General features: G+C 71.4%; 11 protein-coding genes. 6 read left to right on the forward strand and 5 right to left on the reverse strand.

What is annotated here, in order from left to right:
• Positions 1-66: 66 nt before the first annotated feature.
• The 3 genes from AUL32_RS13355 to AUL32_RS13365 form a co-directional block, all read right to left on the reverse strand.
• Positions 67-1,536 carry a cobyric acid synthase gene (locus tag AUL32_RS13355; protein ID WP_244497866.1) on the reverse strand — a complete coding sequence of 490 codons (1,470 nt, stop codon included), beginning with the start codon at positions 1,534-1,536 and terminating at the stop codon, positions 67-69.
• Between the two features lie 29 nt (positions 1,537-1,565).
• Positions 1,566-2,312 (reverse strand): TSUP family transporter, encoded by a 747-nt coding sequence (locus AUL32_RS13360; RefSeq protein ID WP_062115782.1) that lies wholly within the window; start codon positions 2,310-2,312, stop codon positions 1,566-1,568.
• A 79-nt stretch (positions 2,313-2,391) separates the two neighbouring features.
• Positions 2,392-3,651, reverse strand: coding sequence for an MFS transporter (locus tag AUL32_RS13365; protein WP_062115786.1), 1,260 nt, complete (start codon positions 3,649-3,651; stop codon positions 2,392-2,394).
• A 350-nt stretch (positions 3,652-4,001) separates the two neighbouring features.
• Here AUL32_RS13365 and AUL32_RS13370 point away from each other — a divergent pair, with 350 nt between their 5' ends.
• The 6 genes from AUL32_RS13370 to cobM all read left to right on the forward strand — a co-directional run bounded on the left by AUL32_RS13370 (position 4,002) and on the right by cobM (position 11,055).
• Complete coding sequence (locus tag AUL32_RS13370) at positions 4,002-5,231, forward strand: sirohydrochlorin chelatase (RefSeq protein ID WP_062115789.1); 1,230 nt, start codon at positions 4,002-4,004, stop codon at positions 5,229-5,231.
• Positions 5,232-5,240: 9 nt separating this feature from the next.
• Positions 5,241-6,074: a precorrin-8X methylmutase gene (locus AUL32_RS13375; protein ID WP_244497864.1), complete on the forward strand. Its 834-nt coding sequence runs from the start codon at positions 5,241-5,243 to the stop codon at positions 6,072-6,074.
• Between the two features lie 457 nt (positions 6,075-6,531).
• Positions 6,532-7,749, forward strand: a complete 1,218-nt coding sequence (locus AUL32_RS13380; RefSeq protein ID WP_062115792.1) for a bifunctional cobalt-precorrin-7 (C(5))-methyltransferase/cobalt-precorrin-6B (C(15))-methyltransferase — start codon at positions 6,532-6,534, stop codon at positions 7,747-7,749.
• A complete protein-coding gene (gene cobI / locus AUL32_RS13385) occupies positions 7,746-8,465 on the forward strand; it encodes a precorrin-2 C(20)-methyltransferase (RefSeq protein ID WP_062115795.1) in 720 nt (239 codons plus the stop codon). Before AUL32_RS13380 ends, cobI begins: the two co-directional genes overlap by 4 nt.
• Complete coding sequence (cobJ, locus tag AUL32_RS13390; protein WP_062115798.1) at positions 8,462-10,276, forward strand: precorrin-3B C(17)-methyltransferase; 1,815 nt, start codon at positions 8,462-8,464, stop codon at positions 10,274-10,276. The genes cobI and cobJ overlap by 4 nt, the downstream gene beginning before the upstream one ends.
• Positions 10,273-11,055, forward strand: coding sequence for a precorrin-4 C(11)-methyltransferase (gene cobM / locus AUL32_RS13395; protein ID WP_062115801.1), 783 nt, complete (start codon positions 10,273-10,275; stop codon positions 11,053-11,055). Before cobJ ends, cobM begins: the two co-directional genes overlap by 4 nt.
• On the opposite strand, the gene AUL32_RS13400 is transcribed toward cobM, so the two are convergent.
• Both AUL32_RS13400 and AUL32_RS13405 read right to left on the reverse strand, forming a co-directional pair.
• Positions 11,044-11,787, reverse strand: coding sequence for a cobalt-precorrin-6A reductase (locus AUL32_RS13400; RefSeq protein ID WP_062115803.1), 744 nt, complete (start codon positions 11,785-11,787; stop codon positions 11,044-11,046). The genes cobM and AUL32_RS13400 overlap by 12 nt on opposite strands.
• On the reverse strand, positions 11,780-12,883 hold the full coding sequence (locus tag AUL32_RS13405; RefSeq protein WP_062115806.1) for a cobalt-precorrin-5B (C(1))-methyltransferase: 1,104 nt from the start codon (positions 12,881-12,883) through the stop codon (positions 11,780-11,782). The genes AUL32_RS13400 and AUL32_RS13405 overlap by 8 nt, the downstream gene beginning before the upstream one ends.
• Positions 12,884-12,950 lie beyond the last annotated feature (67 nt).

Consider the following 12,950-nt stretch of genomic DNA (forward strand, 5'->3'; position numbering starts at 1 on the left):
GGCAGGGAAGCTGTCTGGAAGCGCGATGCTTTCGGCATGCCCAGCGAGGCGCTTCGGCCCTTTAGGTCAGTCGCCCGCGCGCTGCGCCAGGCGCAGGAGCGCATCGGCGTCGAGATGCTGTTCCAGCCGGGCGGCGATGGCGTCGAGCGCGGCCTCGATGCCGGCGCGGTAGGCGGTCTCGGGGCCGGACAGGCCAAGGCTCTGGAGCAGGTGGCGGCGCCAGGGGTCGGAGCCGAAGACGCCGTGGAGATAGGTCCCCTCGACCTGCCCGTCGGCGCTGCGCGCGCCCTCCGGCCGGCCGAGAAGCGTGGCGAAGGGGCGCTCGCGGTCCGGCCCCGCCGTCGCGCCCATATGGATCTCGTAGCCCTCGAGCGCCAAGCCGTCGGGCGAGGTGCCGCTGGCGGCGCGCACGGTCTTCGGCCCCTGCATCACGGTTTCGACGTCGAGAAGGCCGAGCCCCTCGGCCTCCGGGATCGCGCCATCGACGCCGTTGGGGTCGCGGATGCGCCGGCCCAGCATCTGGTAGCCCCCGCACAGGCCGAGAATGCGCCCGCCGCGCGCGTGGTGGCGCTTGAGATCGGCGTCCCAGCCGTTGCGGCGAAACGCCAGGAGATCGGCGATCGTGGACTTCGTGCCGGGCAGGACGACGAGCCCCGCGTCAGGCGGCAGCGCCTCGCCGGGGCGCACGAAGCGCACCTCGACGCCGGGCTCGGCGGCGAGCGGGTCGAGATCGTCGAAATTGGCAATGCGCTCCAGCACGGGCACGGCGACGAGAAGGCGGGCCGTGCCTTCACTGGGCGGCCGCCGCGCTTCCAGCGCCACCGAATCCTCCGCCGGCAGGCGGCTCGCCTCCGTCAGCCAGGGCACGACGCCGAAGCTCGGCCAGCCGGTGAAGCGCGTGATCGCGGCGAGCCCGTCCTCGAACAGGGTCGGATCGCCCCGGAACTTGTTGACGAGAAAGCCCCGGATCGGCGCCAGATCCTCGGGCGGCAGGATCGTGTGGGTGCCGACCAGCGAGGCGATGACGCCGCCCCGGTCGATGTCGCCGACCAGCACCACGGGCACGCCGGCGGCCCGGGCAAAGCCCATATTGGCGATGTCGCCGGCCCGCAGGTTGATCTCGGCGGGCGAGCCCGCGCCCTCCACCAGAACGAGGTCGGCCTCCGCCTCCAGGCGCGCGAAACTCTCGAGCACGCGGCCGAGCAGCGCCGGCTTGAGGCGCTGATAATCGGCGCCGCGCGCGGCGCCCGCGACGCGGCCCTGCACCACGATCTGCGAGCCGGTCTCGGACTGGGGCTTCAGAAGAACCGGGTTCATGTGGACGCTGGGCTCGGCGCCACAAGCCAGCGCCTGCAGCCACTGTGCCCGGCCGATCTCGCCCCATTCGCCGCTCTCCGGAATGCGGGCGACGGCGGCGTTGTTGCTCATGTTCTGCGGCTTGAAGGGGCGAACCGTCAGCCCCCGATTGCGGAACAGCCGGCAAAGCCCTGCGACGAGCACGCTCTTGCCGACGTCCGAGCCCGTGCCCTGGAGCATCAGGGCCGGGGTCGGCCTCACCCCTGTGCTCATGCCCAGAGCAGGCGCACGGCGAGCGCGATGCAGACCGTGACCAGAAGCGGGCGGATCAACTTGGAGCCGAAGCGCATGGCGGAGGCCGCGCCGACGCGCGCGCCGATGAACTGCGCAAGGCCCATGGCGAAGCCGAGCTGCCAGTGGATCGTTCCCACGCTCGCGAAGACGAGGAAGCCGCCGACATTGGAGGCGAAGTTCAGGAACTTGGTGTGGGCGGTGGCCTTGAGGACGCCGTAGCCGGCAAGACCGACGAAGGCGAGCATGAAGAACGAGCCCGTGCCCGGCCCGAACAAGCCGTCATAGGCGCCGATCAGCGGCACTACGACGAGCGCGAAGCGACGGGGCGAGATGCGGCGCTCGCGGTCGACGTCCGACAGGCCCGGCTTGAAGGCGAAATAGAGCGCGATGGCGATCAGGAGAAAGGGCAGGAGGGTTCGAAGCAGGTCGAGCGGCAGCGCGGTGGCAAGCAGCGCGCCCCCGGCCGAGCCCGCCGCCGAAAGCAGCCCGGCGGGCAGGAGCGTGCCGAGCTTCACATGGCCCTTGCGCGCATAGGCGATGGTGGCCGAGCCCGAGCCGAAGAGCGACTGCAGCTTGTTGGTGCCGAGCGCGGTCAAGGGATCGACGCCCCCCAGAAGCAGCGCCGGCACGGTGATCATGCCCCCGCCGCCGGCGATGGCGTCGATGAACCCGGCCAGAAACGCCGCGCCGACAAGAAGCAGGAAGACGAGATCGAGAGGCATGGGCGCGTCCGGCGGGCGGGGAAGAAAACGAGCCCGAGCCCTAGCGCATCGTGGAGCGGAGCGGAATCGCCGTGAAGGGCTAGTCTGCCAGAACGGGCCGCGACGATCCACTCTGCGGTTCGAGCGCGCGTCGCTTCAACCGTCGCACGACCGGGACCATGAGAGCCGAGACGGCGAGGCAGTAGAGGCCGAGGAGCGTGAGGATCAGGGGATAGGAGACGCCCCGGTCGATCAGGACGCCGCCGAGACCCGGACCGAGGGCTGCGGCCAGCACCATGAGCGGCACGATGGCCGAGCGGATCGCGCCCAGGTGCCGCGTGCCGTAGACCTCGGGCCAGAGCGTTCCTAAGAGCGTCAGCGAGAAGCCGTCGCTGAGACCGTAGAGGACGAGGAACAGGAAGGCGGCGCGGGGGCCTTCCACCTGGCCGAGAACGAGGCAGCCGAGGCCGAGCGGGAGGAGGTAGAGCGGCAGGAAGGCGCGCGCCGAGCGCTTGTCCACGCACCAGCCCGCCAGAAGCAGGGAGCCCAGCGTCGTCAGCGCATAGAGCGGCAGGGCGGAGGCGAAGAGGCCGGGCGACCAGCCGCGCAGCTCGCCGAGATAGGCTTGGTGGAACAGGATCGTGTTGGAGATGAAGGCCGGCGGCAGCATGGCCAGCAGCAGAAGCGGGAAGAGCGGATCGCGCAGCGCTTCGCGCCGCGTCCAGCCGGCCATGGCTTCGCTGCCGCCGGGCGCCTCGGCCGGGCGGCGCTCGCGCGTGAACAGGACGGCGGCCAGCGGAACGGCGAGAAGCACGAGCAGCGCCGCCACCGCGCCCCAGACGCCGCGCCAGCCGAGCGGCGCCATCGCGAAGGCGAAAATCGGCGGCAGCACCGCCTGGCCCGCGTTCAGCCCCAGCGAGGCCAGCGACACGGCGCGCCCGCGCCCTTCCGCCCGCCCCGGTCCGAACCAGCGCCCGAGCAGCGTATAGGCGGCATGGACGCAGAAGCCCTGGCCGAACAGGCGCAGGAAAAACAGGGCGGCGGCAAGCGCGACGGGGCCGGGGGCCAGCGCCAGAAGCAGCGCGCCGAGGGCGAGAGCCCAAACCGCCAGCATTGCCGACCACCGCGCCGACCAGCGGTCCACGACCGGGCCCACGAAAGCCAGCGCCAGCGCCCCGGCCAGCGTGACGCCCATGTAGAGCAGCCCGAAATCGCCGTTGGACAGGGCGAAGGCACGCCGGATCTCGCCGCCCGACAGCGAAACGAAGAAGCTCTGGCCGAAGGAGGACGCGAACAGAAGCAGAAAGCCGGCGGCGAGCCAGCGCCGGTTGAGGCGGACGAAGGCGAGCGAGGCGTTCAAGCGGGGAGTCCTTCACCGATTCGGCGGGATGGCTTGAGGCGCGGTTTGCGGCAAAGGCGGACCCGCTGGCAAGTCCGCCCGGCGGCGCGGGACATCGCGTTTCCGCGCGCTGAGATGCGCCCGATCGCGCGACCCGAGCGACGCCCGGTTTGACGTGGCGGACCATCCCGGCTTTAAGGCGCTGGCCTGACGGTGCCTCGCCCGGGACGATCTCGGCGGGGCTCTTGCAAAAGCGATTCCAGGACGGCCGACCCAAACCGGGGGCGCGAAGCGGAAACTGTCGGACGCGGCGCGTCGCCCCAGGGCGAGGCCCGTTCTCCGGCGCAACAACGTGACGGAGGATCAGTCCGATGAAGGCTCTCATGCTGTGCGGCCACGGCTCGCGCGATCGCGGCGCGGTGGAGGAATTTCGCGGCCTCGCCGAGAAGATCGCCCGCCGCCTGCCCGACTGGGAGGTGGACTACGGCTATCTCGAATTCGCCACGCCCATCATCCGCACCGGGCTCGACGCGCTGCGCGAGAAGGGGGCGGACCATATCCTGGCGCTGCCGGGCATGCTGTTCGCCGCCGGCCACGCCAAGAACGACATTCCGTCCGTGCTCAACACCTATGCGGCGGCGAACGATGTCGCCATCACCTATGGGCGCGAGCTCGGCATCGATCCGAAGATGATCCGCGCCGCCGGCGAGCGCATCCGCGAGGCGCTGCGGGCCGACGGCTGGCGCGACGGCGAGCCGCTGCACGACACGATGCTGGTGGTGGTGGGGCGCGGGGCGTCCGACCCCGACGCCAATTCCAACGTCGCCAAGGTCATGCGCATGCTCTGGGAAGGGCTCGGCTTCGGCTGGGGCGAGACGGCCTATTCCGGCGTCACCTTCCCGCTGGTCGAGCCGGCGCTGACCCATGTCTCGCGCCTCGGCTACAAGCGCATCGTGGTGTTTCCCTATTTCCTGTTCACCGGCATCCTGGTGGACCGCATCTATGCGGCGACCGACAAGGTGGCCGCCGCCATGCCGGACGTCCGCTTCCTGAAAGCCGGCTATCTCGATGCCCACGACCTCGTGGTCGAAACCTTCGTGGACCGTTTGAACGAGATCCTCGAAGGCACGAACAACATGAACTGCCAGATGTGCAAATATCGCGAGCAGGTTCTGGGCTTCGAAGCGGAGGTCGGCCTGCCGCAGGAAAGCCACCACCACCACGTCGAGGGCATCGGCACGGGCCCTGCGGACGCTCCGGCCGAAGTGGCGACGACGCACGATCATTCCCATGGCGGCGCGGGGCACGACCATGGTCATAGCCACGGGCACGGGCATGATCATGGTCACGACCACGACCATCCTCACGCGCACGGGCACTATCACCCGCATGCGCATGACCACTCCCACGACCATGCGCACGACCATGCCCATGGGCATGACCACGGCCACCCGCATGACCACGACCATGCGCATTCCCACGGCCACGGCCACGGCCACGGCCACGGCCACGGCCACGGCCACGGCCACGGCCATGCGCACACGCACCACCCCTATCCCCATGCCGACCATCCGCTCGGGCCGCGTTCGCTGAAGTCCTGAGGCCGGGCCATGGCGCTGGACTATGTCAGAGACCCCGCCGCCATCTACGAAGCGAGCTTCGCCACGATCCGGCGCGAGGCGGCACCGTTGCTGGCGCGGCTGCCAGAGGGCGCGCAGACGCTCGCGATCCGCCTCGCCCATAGCTGCGGCATGGTCGAGATCATCGAGGATCTGCGCTTGTCGGTGGACGCCGTGGCGGCGGGCCGCGCGGCGCTGGCCGCCGGGGCGCCGATCCTGGTGGATGCTGAAATGGTCGCGCATGGCGTGATCCGCCGGCACCTGCCGGCCGGCAATGCCGTGCTTTGCCGGCTGAACGAGCCGGAGGTGGCGCCGCTCGCGGCCCGGCTCGGCACGACGCGATCGGCCGCCCAGGTCGATCTCTGGGTGGAGCGGGGCGAGCTCTCGGGCGCGGTGGTCGCCATCGGCAACGCGCCGACCGCGCTGTTCCGCCTTCTGGAACTTCTGGATGAGGGCGTGGAGCCGCCCGCCGCGATCCTCGGCTTTCCCGTGGGCTTCGTCGGCGCGGCCGAATCCAAGGCCGAACTCTTCGCCGGCCCGCGCGGCGTGCCCTTCGCCACGCTTCTCGGCCGGCGCGGCGGCAGCGCGCTGGCGGCGGCGGCGGTGAACGCCCTCGCCACAGGCCTTGCGACGGGCGCCGAGCCCTTGGGCGGCTGGACGGAACGTCCGCAATCGGACGCGGGAGCCGAGGCCGGAGCGGCATCGGTGGCCGGGCAGGACGGGGGCGAAGGGCAGAGCGCTGCCCTTGCTCCTGATAACCAAGCCGTACGACCGCCCTGCGACGGCAGCTCGGCCTCCGCCAAGGGCGAAGGACGGCTCGTATGAACGCGCCTTCGCTTAAGGCTTCCGTCCCAGCCAACGCTCTTGGCGCGCGCGAGGCGAGGCGATCTATATCCATGCCTGTCTTCGCGGAAAGCCGTCGGTCCGGGCTGCGGTTTGCCGGCGCGTTCGAGCGGGGTGACCAGGGGCGCCCGCTTGCCGCGCCTTACCATCTCTCGCGGCTGACTTCCCAGCGAAACTTCCGTTGCGCCTCGTACCGTGCGGAGGTCCGAGTGACCGCAGTTCTGTTCGAGGCTTCGGGCGGAACGCGCCACCTCGCTCTCTTCAACGTGCGACCCGAGCGCACGGCTGCGATGAAAGGGAGTGCTTGGTCCGACGCACCGACGAGGCGAGCCGTGATGGGTGGCCATGGGGGAGGGAGTCCGTTCGCCCCGAACGACCAAAGCTCCGGGCCGACCGACTCCTCGCATTCTCCGTACCCGCTTACCCCGGGCCGCCCGGCATGAGCGCGCCCTGGCTCGACCTGATCGGCGTTGGCGACGGCGGCCTGGCGACGCTCGCGCCCGAGGCGGCCGAGCGCTTGGCGCAGGCCGAAGTCGTCTTCGGCGGGCAGCGGCATCTTGCCATGTTGGCGTCCGCGCACCCGGCCGAGCGCCAAACTTGGCGCTCGCCCTTCGCGGACAGCGCGGCCGATCTCCTGGCCGCGCGCGGGCGGCGGTCCGTGGTGCTGGCGACGGGCGATCCGTCCTGGTTCGGCCCGGCCAAATGGCTGCGCAGCGTCCTGTCCACCGACGAGTTTCGGGTCTGGCCCGCGCCCTCCGCCTTCTCGCTGGCCGCGGCAAAGCTCGGCTGGGCGCTGGAGGACTGCCTCTGCCGCACCGTGCATGGAAGGCCGGTGGAACAGGTCGCCGCCGATTTCGTCGAAGGGCGCCGGCTTCTCGTGCTGTCGGAGGACGGCGCGTCCCCCGCCGCGCTGGCGGCCTGTCTCGTGGACGCCGGCTATGGCGCCAGCGACCTCCAGGTGCTGGAACATCTCGGCGGGGCGGCGGAGTGCGTGCGAGGGAGCGTGGCGGAGCGCTTCGATCTCATCGACATCGCCGCCCTGAACACGATCGCCGTGGAATGCCGCGCCACGGAGGGCGCCCAACTCTGGCCGCCCGGCCCCGGCCTGCCGGACGACGCCTTTCGGCACGACGGCAAGATGACCAAGCGCGTGTTGCGCGCGCTGGCGCTGGCGGCGCTCAGCCCGCGCGCCGGCGAACTTCTCTGGGATGTTGGCTCGGGCTCGGGCGCCATCGCGGTGGAATGGTGCCGCAGCGCCAGCGGCGCGCGGGCGCTGGCCATCGAGCCGAACCCCGAGCGCCTCGCCTTCATCCGCGAAAACCGCCGCCGGCTCGCAGCTCCCGGCATCGCCATCGTCGAGAGGCGCGCGCCGGAAGCCTTCGACGCTTTGCCGGCGCCGGACGCCGTGTTCCTCGGCGGCGGGTTGACGGAGGGCGTCTTCGCCCCCGCCTTCGCGCGGCTGAAGCCCGGCGGGCGGCTCGTCGCCCATGCCGTGACGCTGGAATCGGAGGCTATCCTCCTGGCGCTCCATGCCGAGCAGGGGGGCGATCTCCTGCGCATCTCGGTGGACCATGCAGCGCCGGTCGGCCCGTTTCGCGGCTGGCGCCCCGCCATGCCGGTTCTTCACTGGTGTCTCACGAAAGGCGCGCGCGGATGAGCGGCACGCTCTATGGAATCGGGCTCGGCCCCGGCGATCCCGAATTGCTCACGCTGAAGGCCCATCGCCTTCTCCAGCGCGTGCCCGTCATCGCCTATCCCGCGCCGGACGGCGCGCCCTCGCTCGCCCGCACCATTGCCGCGCCGCATCTGCCGGGCGGACAGGTGGAACTGCCGATCGGCCTTTGCATGGCGGTGGACCGCGCGCCCGGGCAGGGCGGCTACGACGCCGCCGCGCCCGAGATCGCAGCCCATCTGGAGGCCGGGCGCGACGTCGCCGTGCTCTGCGAGGGCGACCCGTTCTTCTACGGCTCGTTTCTCCATCTCTTCGCCCGCCTGTCGCCGCGCTTCGCCACCGAGATCGTGCCCGGCGTTTCCTCCGTCATGGCCGCCGCCGCCGCCCTGCGCCGTCCGCTGGCTGTCCGCAACGACCGATTCGCCGTGCTGCCCGCGACCCTGCCGGATGCCGCGCTTCGCCCGGCCATCGAGGCGGCGGAGAGCGTCGCGATCCTGAAGCTCGGGCGGCATTTCGGGCGGGTGAAGGCGCTCCTGGCCGAGATGGGGCTCATGGCCGGCGCGCTCTATGCCGAGCGCGTGACGCAGGGCGGCGAGCACCTTCTGCCCCTCGCCGAAACCGGCGAGACCGCCCCCTATTTCGCGCTGATTCTTCTCTACAAGGGCGCCGAGCCCGCGATCCTGGCAAGCGAGCGACCATGAGCGACCCCGTCTTTCTCTGCCTTTCGCCGGCGTCTCTGGCCTTGGCGACGCGGCTGCGCGCGGCGCTGGGCGGCGAAATCCATGGCTTCGCACCGCGCCTTTCCGGCACCGACCACGACATTTCCGATCTCGCCGCGCATCTTGGCGCCCTCTTCGCGGCCGGGCGGCCGATCCTGGCGCTGATGGCGAGCGGCGCGCTGATCCGCCTTCTCGCGCCCCATCTCGGCGACAAGCGCGCCGAGCCCCCGGTTCTGAGCATCGCGGAGGATGGCTCCTGCGTCGTGCCGCTCCTCGGCGGCCATCGCGGGGCGAACGACTGGGCGCGGCGCGTGGCGGAGGTCACCGGCGGGTTTGCCGCCGTCACGACGGCGGGGGACCTGCGCTTCGGCGTCGCGCTCGACGCGCCGCCGGAGGGCTATCTCCTCGAAAACCCCGAACAGGCCAAAGCCGTGATGGCCGATCTCGTGGCCGGCGAGGAAGCCTGGATCGAGGGCGAGGCGGAGTGGCTCACGGGCTCGGCGATCCCGGTCGCGGACGACGCGCGCATCGCGCTCACCGTTTCCACGGACGCCCGCGCACCCCGCCCGGCCGAGCTTCTCTACCGCCCGCGCGTTCTGGTGTTGGGGATCGGCGCGGAGCGCGGCGCCCCGCCGGAGGAAGCCGTGGCGCTGGCCGAAGCGACGCTGGCGCAAGCCGGCCTCTCGCCCCTGTCGCTCGCCGCTGTCGCCTCGCTGGACCTGAAGGCCGACGAGCCCGCCGTCCATGCCGTCGCCGCGCATTTCGGCGTGCCGGCCCGCTTCTTCGACGCCTCGACCCTGGAGCGCGAGACGCCACGCCTTGCCAACCCGTCCGAGATCGTGTTCCGCGAAACGGGCTGCCACGGCGTCGCCGAAGGCGCGGCGCTGGCCGGCGCGGGCGAGGGGGGCGAACTCGTGGCCCCCAAGCGCAAATCCGCCCGCGCCACGGCCGCGCTCGCCCGCGCGCCGCGCCCGCTGGCTGCGGAAGCGATCGGCCGGGCACGGGGCACGCTGTTCGTGGTCGGCATCGGGCCGGGGTCGGACGCCTGGCGCTCGCCAGAGGTCTCGCGCATGGTCGCAAGCAGCACCGATCTCGTCGGCTATTCCCTTTATCTCGACCTGCTCGGCCCGCTCACGCGCGGCAAGGCGCGGCACGATTTCGACCTTGGCGCCGAAGAGGCGCGGGTGCGCCATGCGATGGAACTCGCCGCCGAAGGCCGCACCGTCGCCTTGGTCTGCTCGGGCGATGCCGGCATCTATGCCATGGCGACGCTGGTCTTCGAACTGATGGACCGGGGCGGCGTGTCGGACGGAGCGCGGCGCATCGCCGTCGAAGTCTCGCCCGGCATTTCGGCGCTGCAGGCGGCGGCGGCCCGCGCCGGCGCCCCGCTCGGCCACGACTTCTGCACCATCTCGCTCTCCGACCTCCTGACCCCCTGGGAGGACATCCAGCGCCGGGTGAAGGCGGCAGCAAGGGGCGATTTCGTGATCGCCTTCTACAATCCCGTCTCCAAGCGCCGGCGCACGCAGCTCGCCCATGCGCGCGACGTGCTGCTCCAGCACCGGCCGCGCGACACGCCCGTCGTGCTCGCCACCAATCTCGGGCGGCCCCAGGAAAAGGTGCGCATCGTGGACCTGTCCGATCTCGACGTGGACGAGGTCGACATGCTGACCGTCGTGGTGGTCGGCTCCTCCAACACACGCGCCTTCACCTCCGGCGAGGGACGGTGCTTCGCCTATACGCCGCGCGGCTATGCCGCCAAGCCCGGCACCACGATCTCGGAAACCCCATGACCGTCCATTTCATCGGCGCCGGCCCCGGCGCGGCCGACCTCATCACGATTCGCGGGCTGCGGCTGATCGAGCGCTGCCCGGTCTGCCTTTATGCCGGCTCGCTGGTGCCCGAGGAGATCGTCAAAGCGGCGCCGGAGGGGGCGCGCGTCCTCGACACCGCGCCCATGCATCTCGACGAGATCATCGCCGAGATGCAGGCCGCCCATGGGCGGGGCGAGGATGTGGCGCGCGTCCATTCCGGCGACCCGTCGATCTATGGCGCGACGGCCGAGCAGATGCGGCGGCTGGAAGCGCTCGGCATTCCCTTCGACGTGACGCCCGGCGTGCCGGCCTTCGCGGCGGCCGCCGCCGCGCTGCGCACCGAACTCACCGTGCCGGAAGTCTGCCAGACCATCATCGTCACCCGAACGGCGATGAAATCCTCCGCCATGCCGGAGGGTGAAGACCTGGCGACGCTCGGGCGCAGCGGCGCGACGCTGGCGATCCATCTTTCCATCCGCAACCTCGCCCATATCGAGGGGGAACTCTCGCCCTTGCCGGCCTATGGGCCGGACTGTCCGGTGATCGTGGCTTATCGTGTCGGCTGGCCGGACGAGGCCTTCATCCACGCCACGCTCTCCACCGTCGCGCGCGCCGTGCGCGAGGCCAAGCTCACCCGCACCGCGCTTCTCTTCGTCGGCCGGGCGCTGGGGGCGAAGGACTTCGTCGATTCCAAGCTCTACGACGCCAGCCATCCGCATATCCTGCGGCCTGTCCGAAAAGCCAAATCAGCCGGCTAACCACGCCATCGCGGCATCGAGGCTGCGCAGGATCGGACCGTCCGGCTCGGGCGGTCGGCGGATCAGGATGACGGGAAGGCCGAGCGCGCGCGCCGCCGCGATCTTGGCATAGCCGCGCGCGCCGCCCGAGTTTCGGCAGACGAGATGCGTGACGCGCTCGGCGCGAAACAGCGCTGCTTCCTCGGCCGGATCGTCGGCGGGCCGACCGGTGATGAGCGTGGCGGCAAAGGGCAGAGGCTCGGAGGGCGCGTCCACCTGGCGGAGCACAGGCGACAGATCCGGCCGGTGGCGAAACGTCGCGACATGCTGGCTGCCGAGGGCCAGGAAGGGCCGCGCCCCGTGAGGCAGCGCATCGCGCGCCGCGCGCAGGCAATCCACCTCTTGCCAAAGATCGCCCTCGACCCGCTCCCAGGCCGGGCGCAGGAAGGCGGCATGCGCAACGGCGCAACGCCGCGCCGCCGCCGCCGCGTTGCGCGACATGCCGACCGCGTAGGGATGCGTCGCATCGAGAAGATGCGTGACGCCGGCCACGGTCACGAAGTCTGCGAGCCCTTCCACGCCGCCGAACCCGCCGATCCGGGTCTCCACCCCCTCCGGCAGCACGGGCGCCAAGGTGCGCCCGGCCAGGGACAGGAGAAGCCGGATATCGGGCCGCTCGGCGCGCAGCCGGCGGGCGAGGAGCGAAGCCCCCGCCGTGCCGCCGAGAAGGAGCACGAAGCGCGGCTCAGGCACGGGCGACCACCTGTCCGGCCCGGTCCACCACCAGGATTTCGGCTTCCACCGGAGCCGCGCCCAGCGTCTCGCGGATCGTCGCGAGCGCCCGTGTCGCCACATGGCCCGCGAGATCGACGCCCGCGTCCCGGGCAAGATCCAGCGCCTCCTTGGCCGTGTTGGCGGAAAGGATCGCGGGCTCCAGCGCGGGCGTTGCAGCGAGCTCGGCCAGAAAGGCGAAATCCACCTGGGACCGGCCGGAATGGAGGTCGAGCGATCCCTGCGCCAGCTTGGTGAGCTTGGCAAAGCCCCCCGCCAGGGTCAGCGTGGGCACAGGATGCCGGCGCAGATATTTGAGAACGCCGCCGGCAAAGTCGCCCATGTCGAGACAGGCGATGTCGGGCAGATCGGGATAGAGCCGGCGCGCCGCGTCCTCGCTGGCCGAGCCCGTCGCGGCGATGACGCGGGAGAGGTTGGCGGCCCGCGCCACGTCGATGCCGCGATGGATCGAGTGAATCCAGGCCGAGCAGGAAAAGGGATGGACGATGCCTGTCGTGCCGAGGATCGACAGGCCGCCCAGAATGCCGAGCCGCCCGTTCCAGGTCTTCTCGGCGAGCTTCTCGCCGTTCGGCACGGAAATCGTGATCTCAACATCGGGCGCCCGGCCCTCGGCGGCGCAGAGCGCCTCCACCACCTCGCGCATCAGCCGGCGCGGCACGGGGTTGATCGCCGGCTCGCCGGGCGGGATCGGCAGGCCCGGCCGCGTCACCGTGCCGACGCCCTCGCCAGCGAGGAACTGGAGGCCCGAGCCCGGCGCCGTGAAACGAACGGTGGCGACGATCTCGGCGAGATGCGTGACGTCGGGGTCGTCGCCCGCATCCTTGACGATGCTGGCGCTGGCCGCGCCGGCGCTAAGATGCGTGCGGGCCAGCGCGAAGCCGGGCCGCTCGCCCTTGGGCAGCGTGATCTCGACGGGATCGGGAAAATCGCCGGTGAGGAGCGCGGTGAGCGCGGCCTTGGTGGCGGCCGTGGCGCAGGCACCCGTGGTCCAGCCGCGCCGAAGCGCCGCGCCCGGCGGCACGCCATCCTCCCGCCGCTTGCCGAGATTGAAGCCCATGCTCGGCTTATAGACCGGCCGCTTGGCGCAAGGCGAGGGGCGCGTAAAGTATCGGCGTGGAATGACC

It is taken from the genome of Aureimonas sp. AU40, assembly GCF_001463785.1.
Classification (GTDB): Bacteria; Pseudomonadota; Alphaproteobacteria; order Rhizobiales; family Rhizobiaceae; genus Aureimonas.

What these genes read in the sequence shown, in the direction of transcription:
- cobM (WP_062115801.1), top strand. Translation starts at nt 10,273, where the DNA reads ATGACCGTCCATTTCATCGGCGCCGGCCCCGGCGCGGCCGACCTCATC.
- AUL32_RS13380 (WP_062115792.1), top strand. Translation starts at nt 6,532, where the DNA reads ATGAGCGCGCCCTGGCTCGACCTGATCGGCGTTGGCGACGGCGGCCTG.
- AUL32_RS13405 (WP_062115806.1), bottom strand. Translation starts at nt 12,883, where the DNA reads ATGGGCTTCAATCTCGGCAAGCGGCGGGAGGATGGCGTGCCGCCGGGC.
- AUL32_RS13360 (WP_062115782.1), bottom strand. Translation starts at nt 2,312, where the DNA reads ATGCCTCTCGATCTCGTCTTCCTGCTTCTTGTCGGCGCGGCGTTTCTG.
- AUL32_RS13375 (WP_244497864.1), top strand. Translation starts at nt 5,241, where the DNA reads ATGGCGCTGGACTATGTCAGAGACCCCGCCGCCATCTACGAAGCGAGC.
- AUL32_RS13370 (WP_062115789.1), top strand. Translation starts at nt 4,002, where the DNA reads ATGAAGGCTCTCATGCTGTGCGGCCACGGCTCGCGCGATCGCGGCGCG.
- cobI (WP_062115795.1), top strand. Translation starts at nt 7,746, where the DNA reads ATGAGCGGCACGCTCTATGGAATCGGGCTCGGCCCCGGCGATCCCGAA.
- cobJ (WP_062115798.1), top strand. Translation starts at nt 8,462, where the DNA reads ATGAGCGACCCCGTCTTTCTCTGCCTTTCGCCGGCGTCTCTGGCCTTG.
- AUL32_RS13355 (WP_244497866.1), bottom strand. Translation starts at nt 1,536, where the DNA reads ATGCTCCAGGGCACGGGCTCGGACGTCGGCAAGAGCGTGCTCGTCGCA.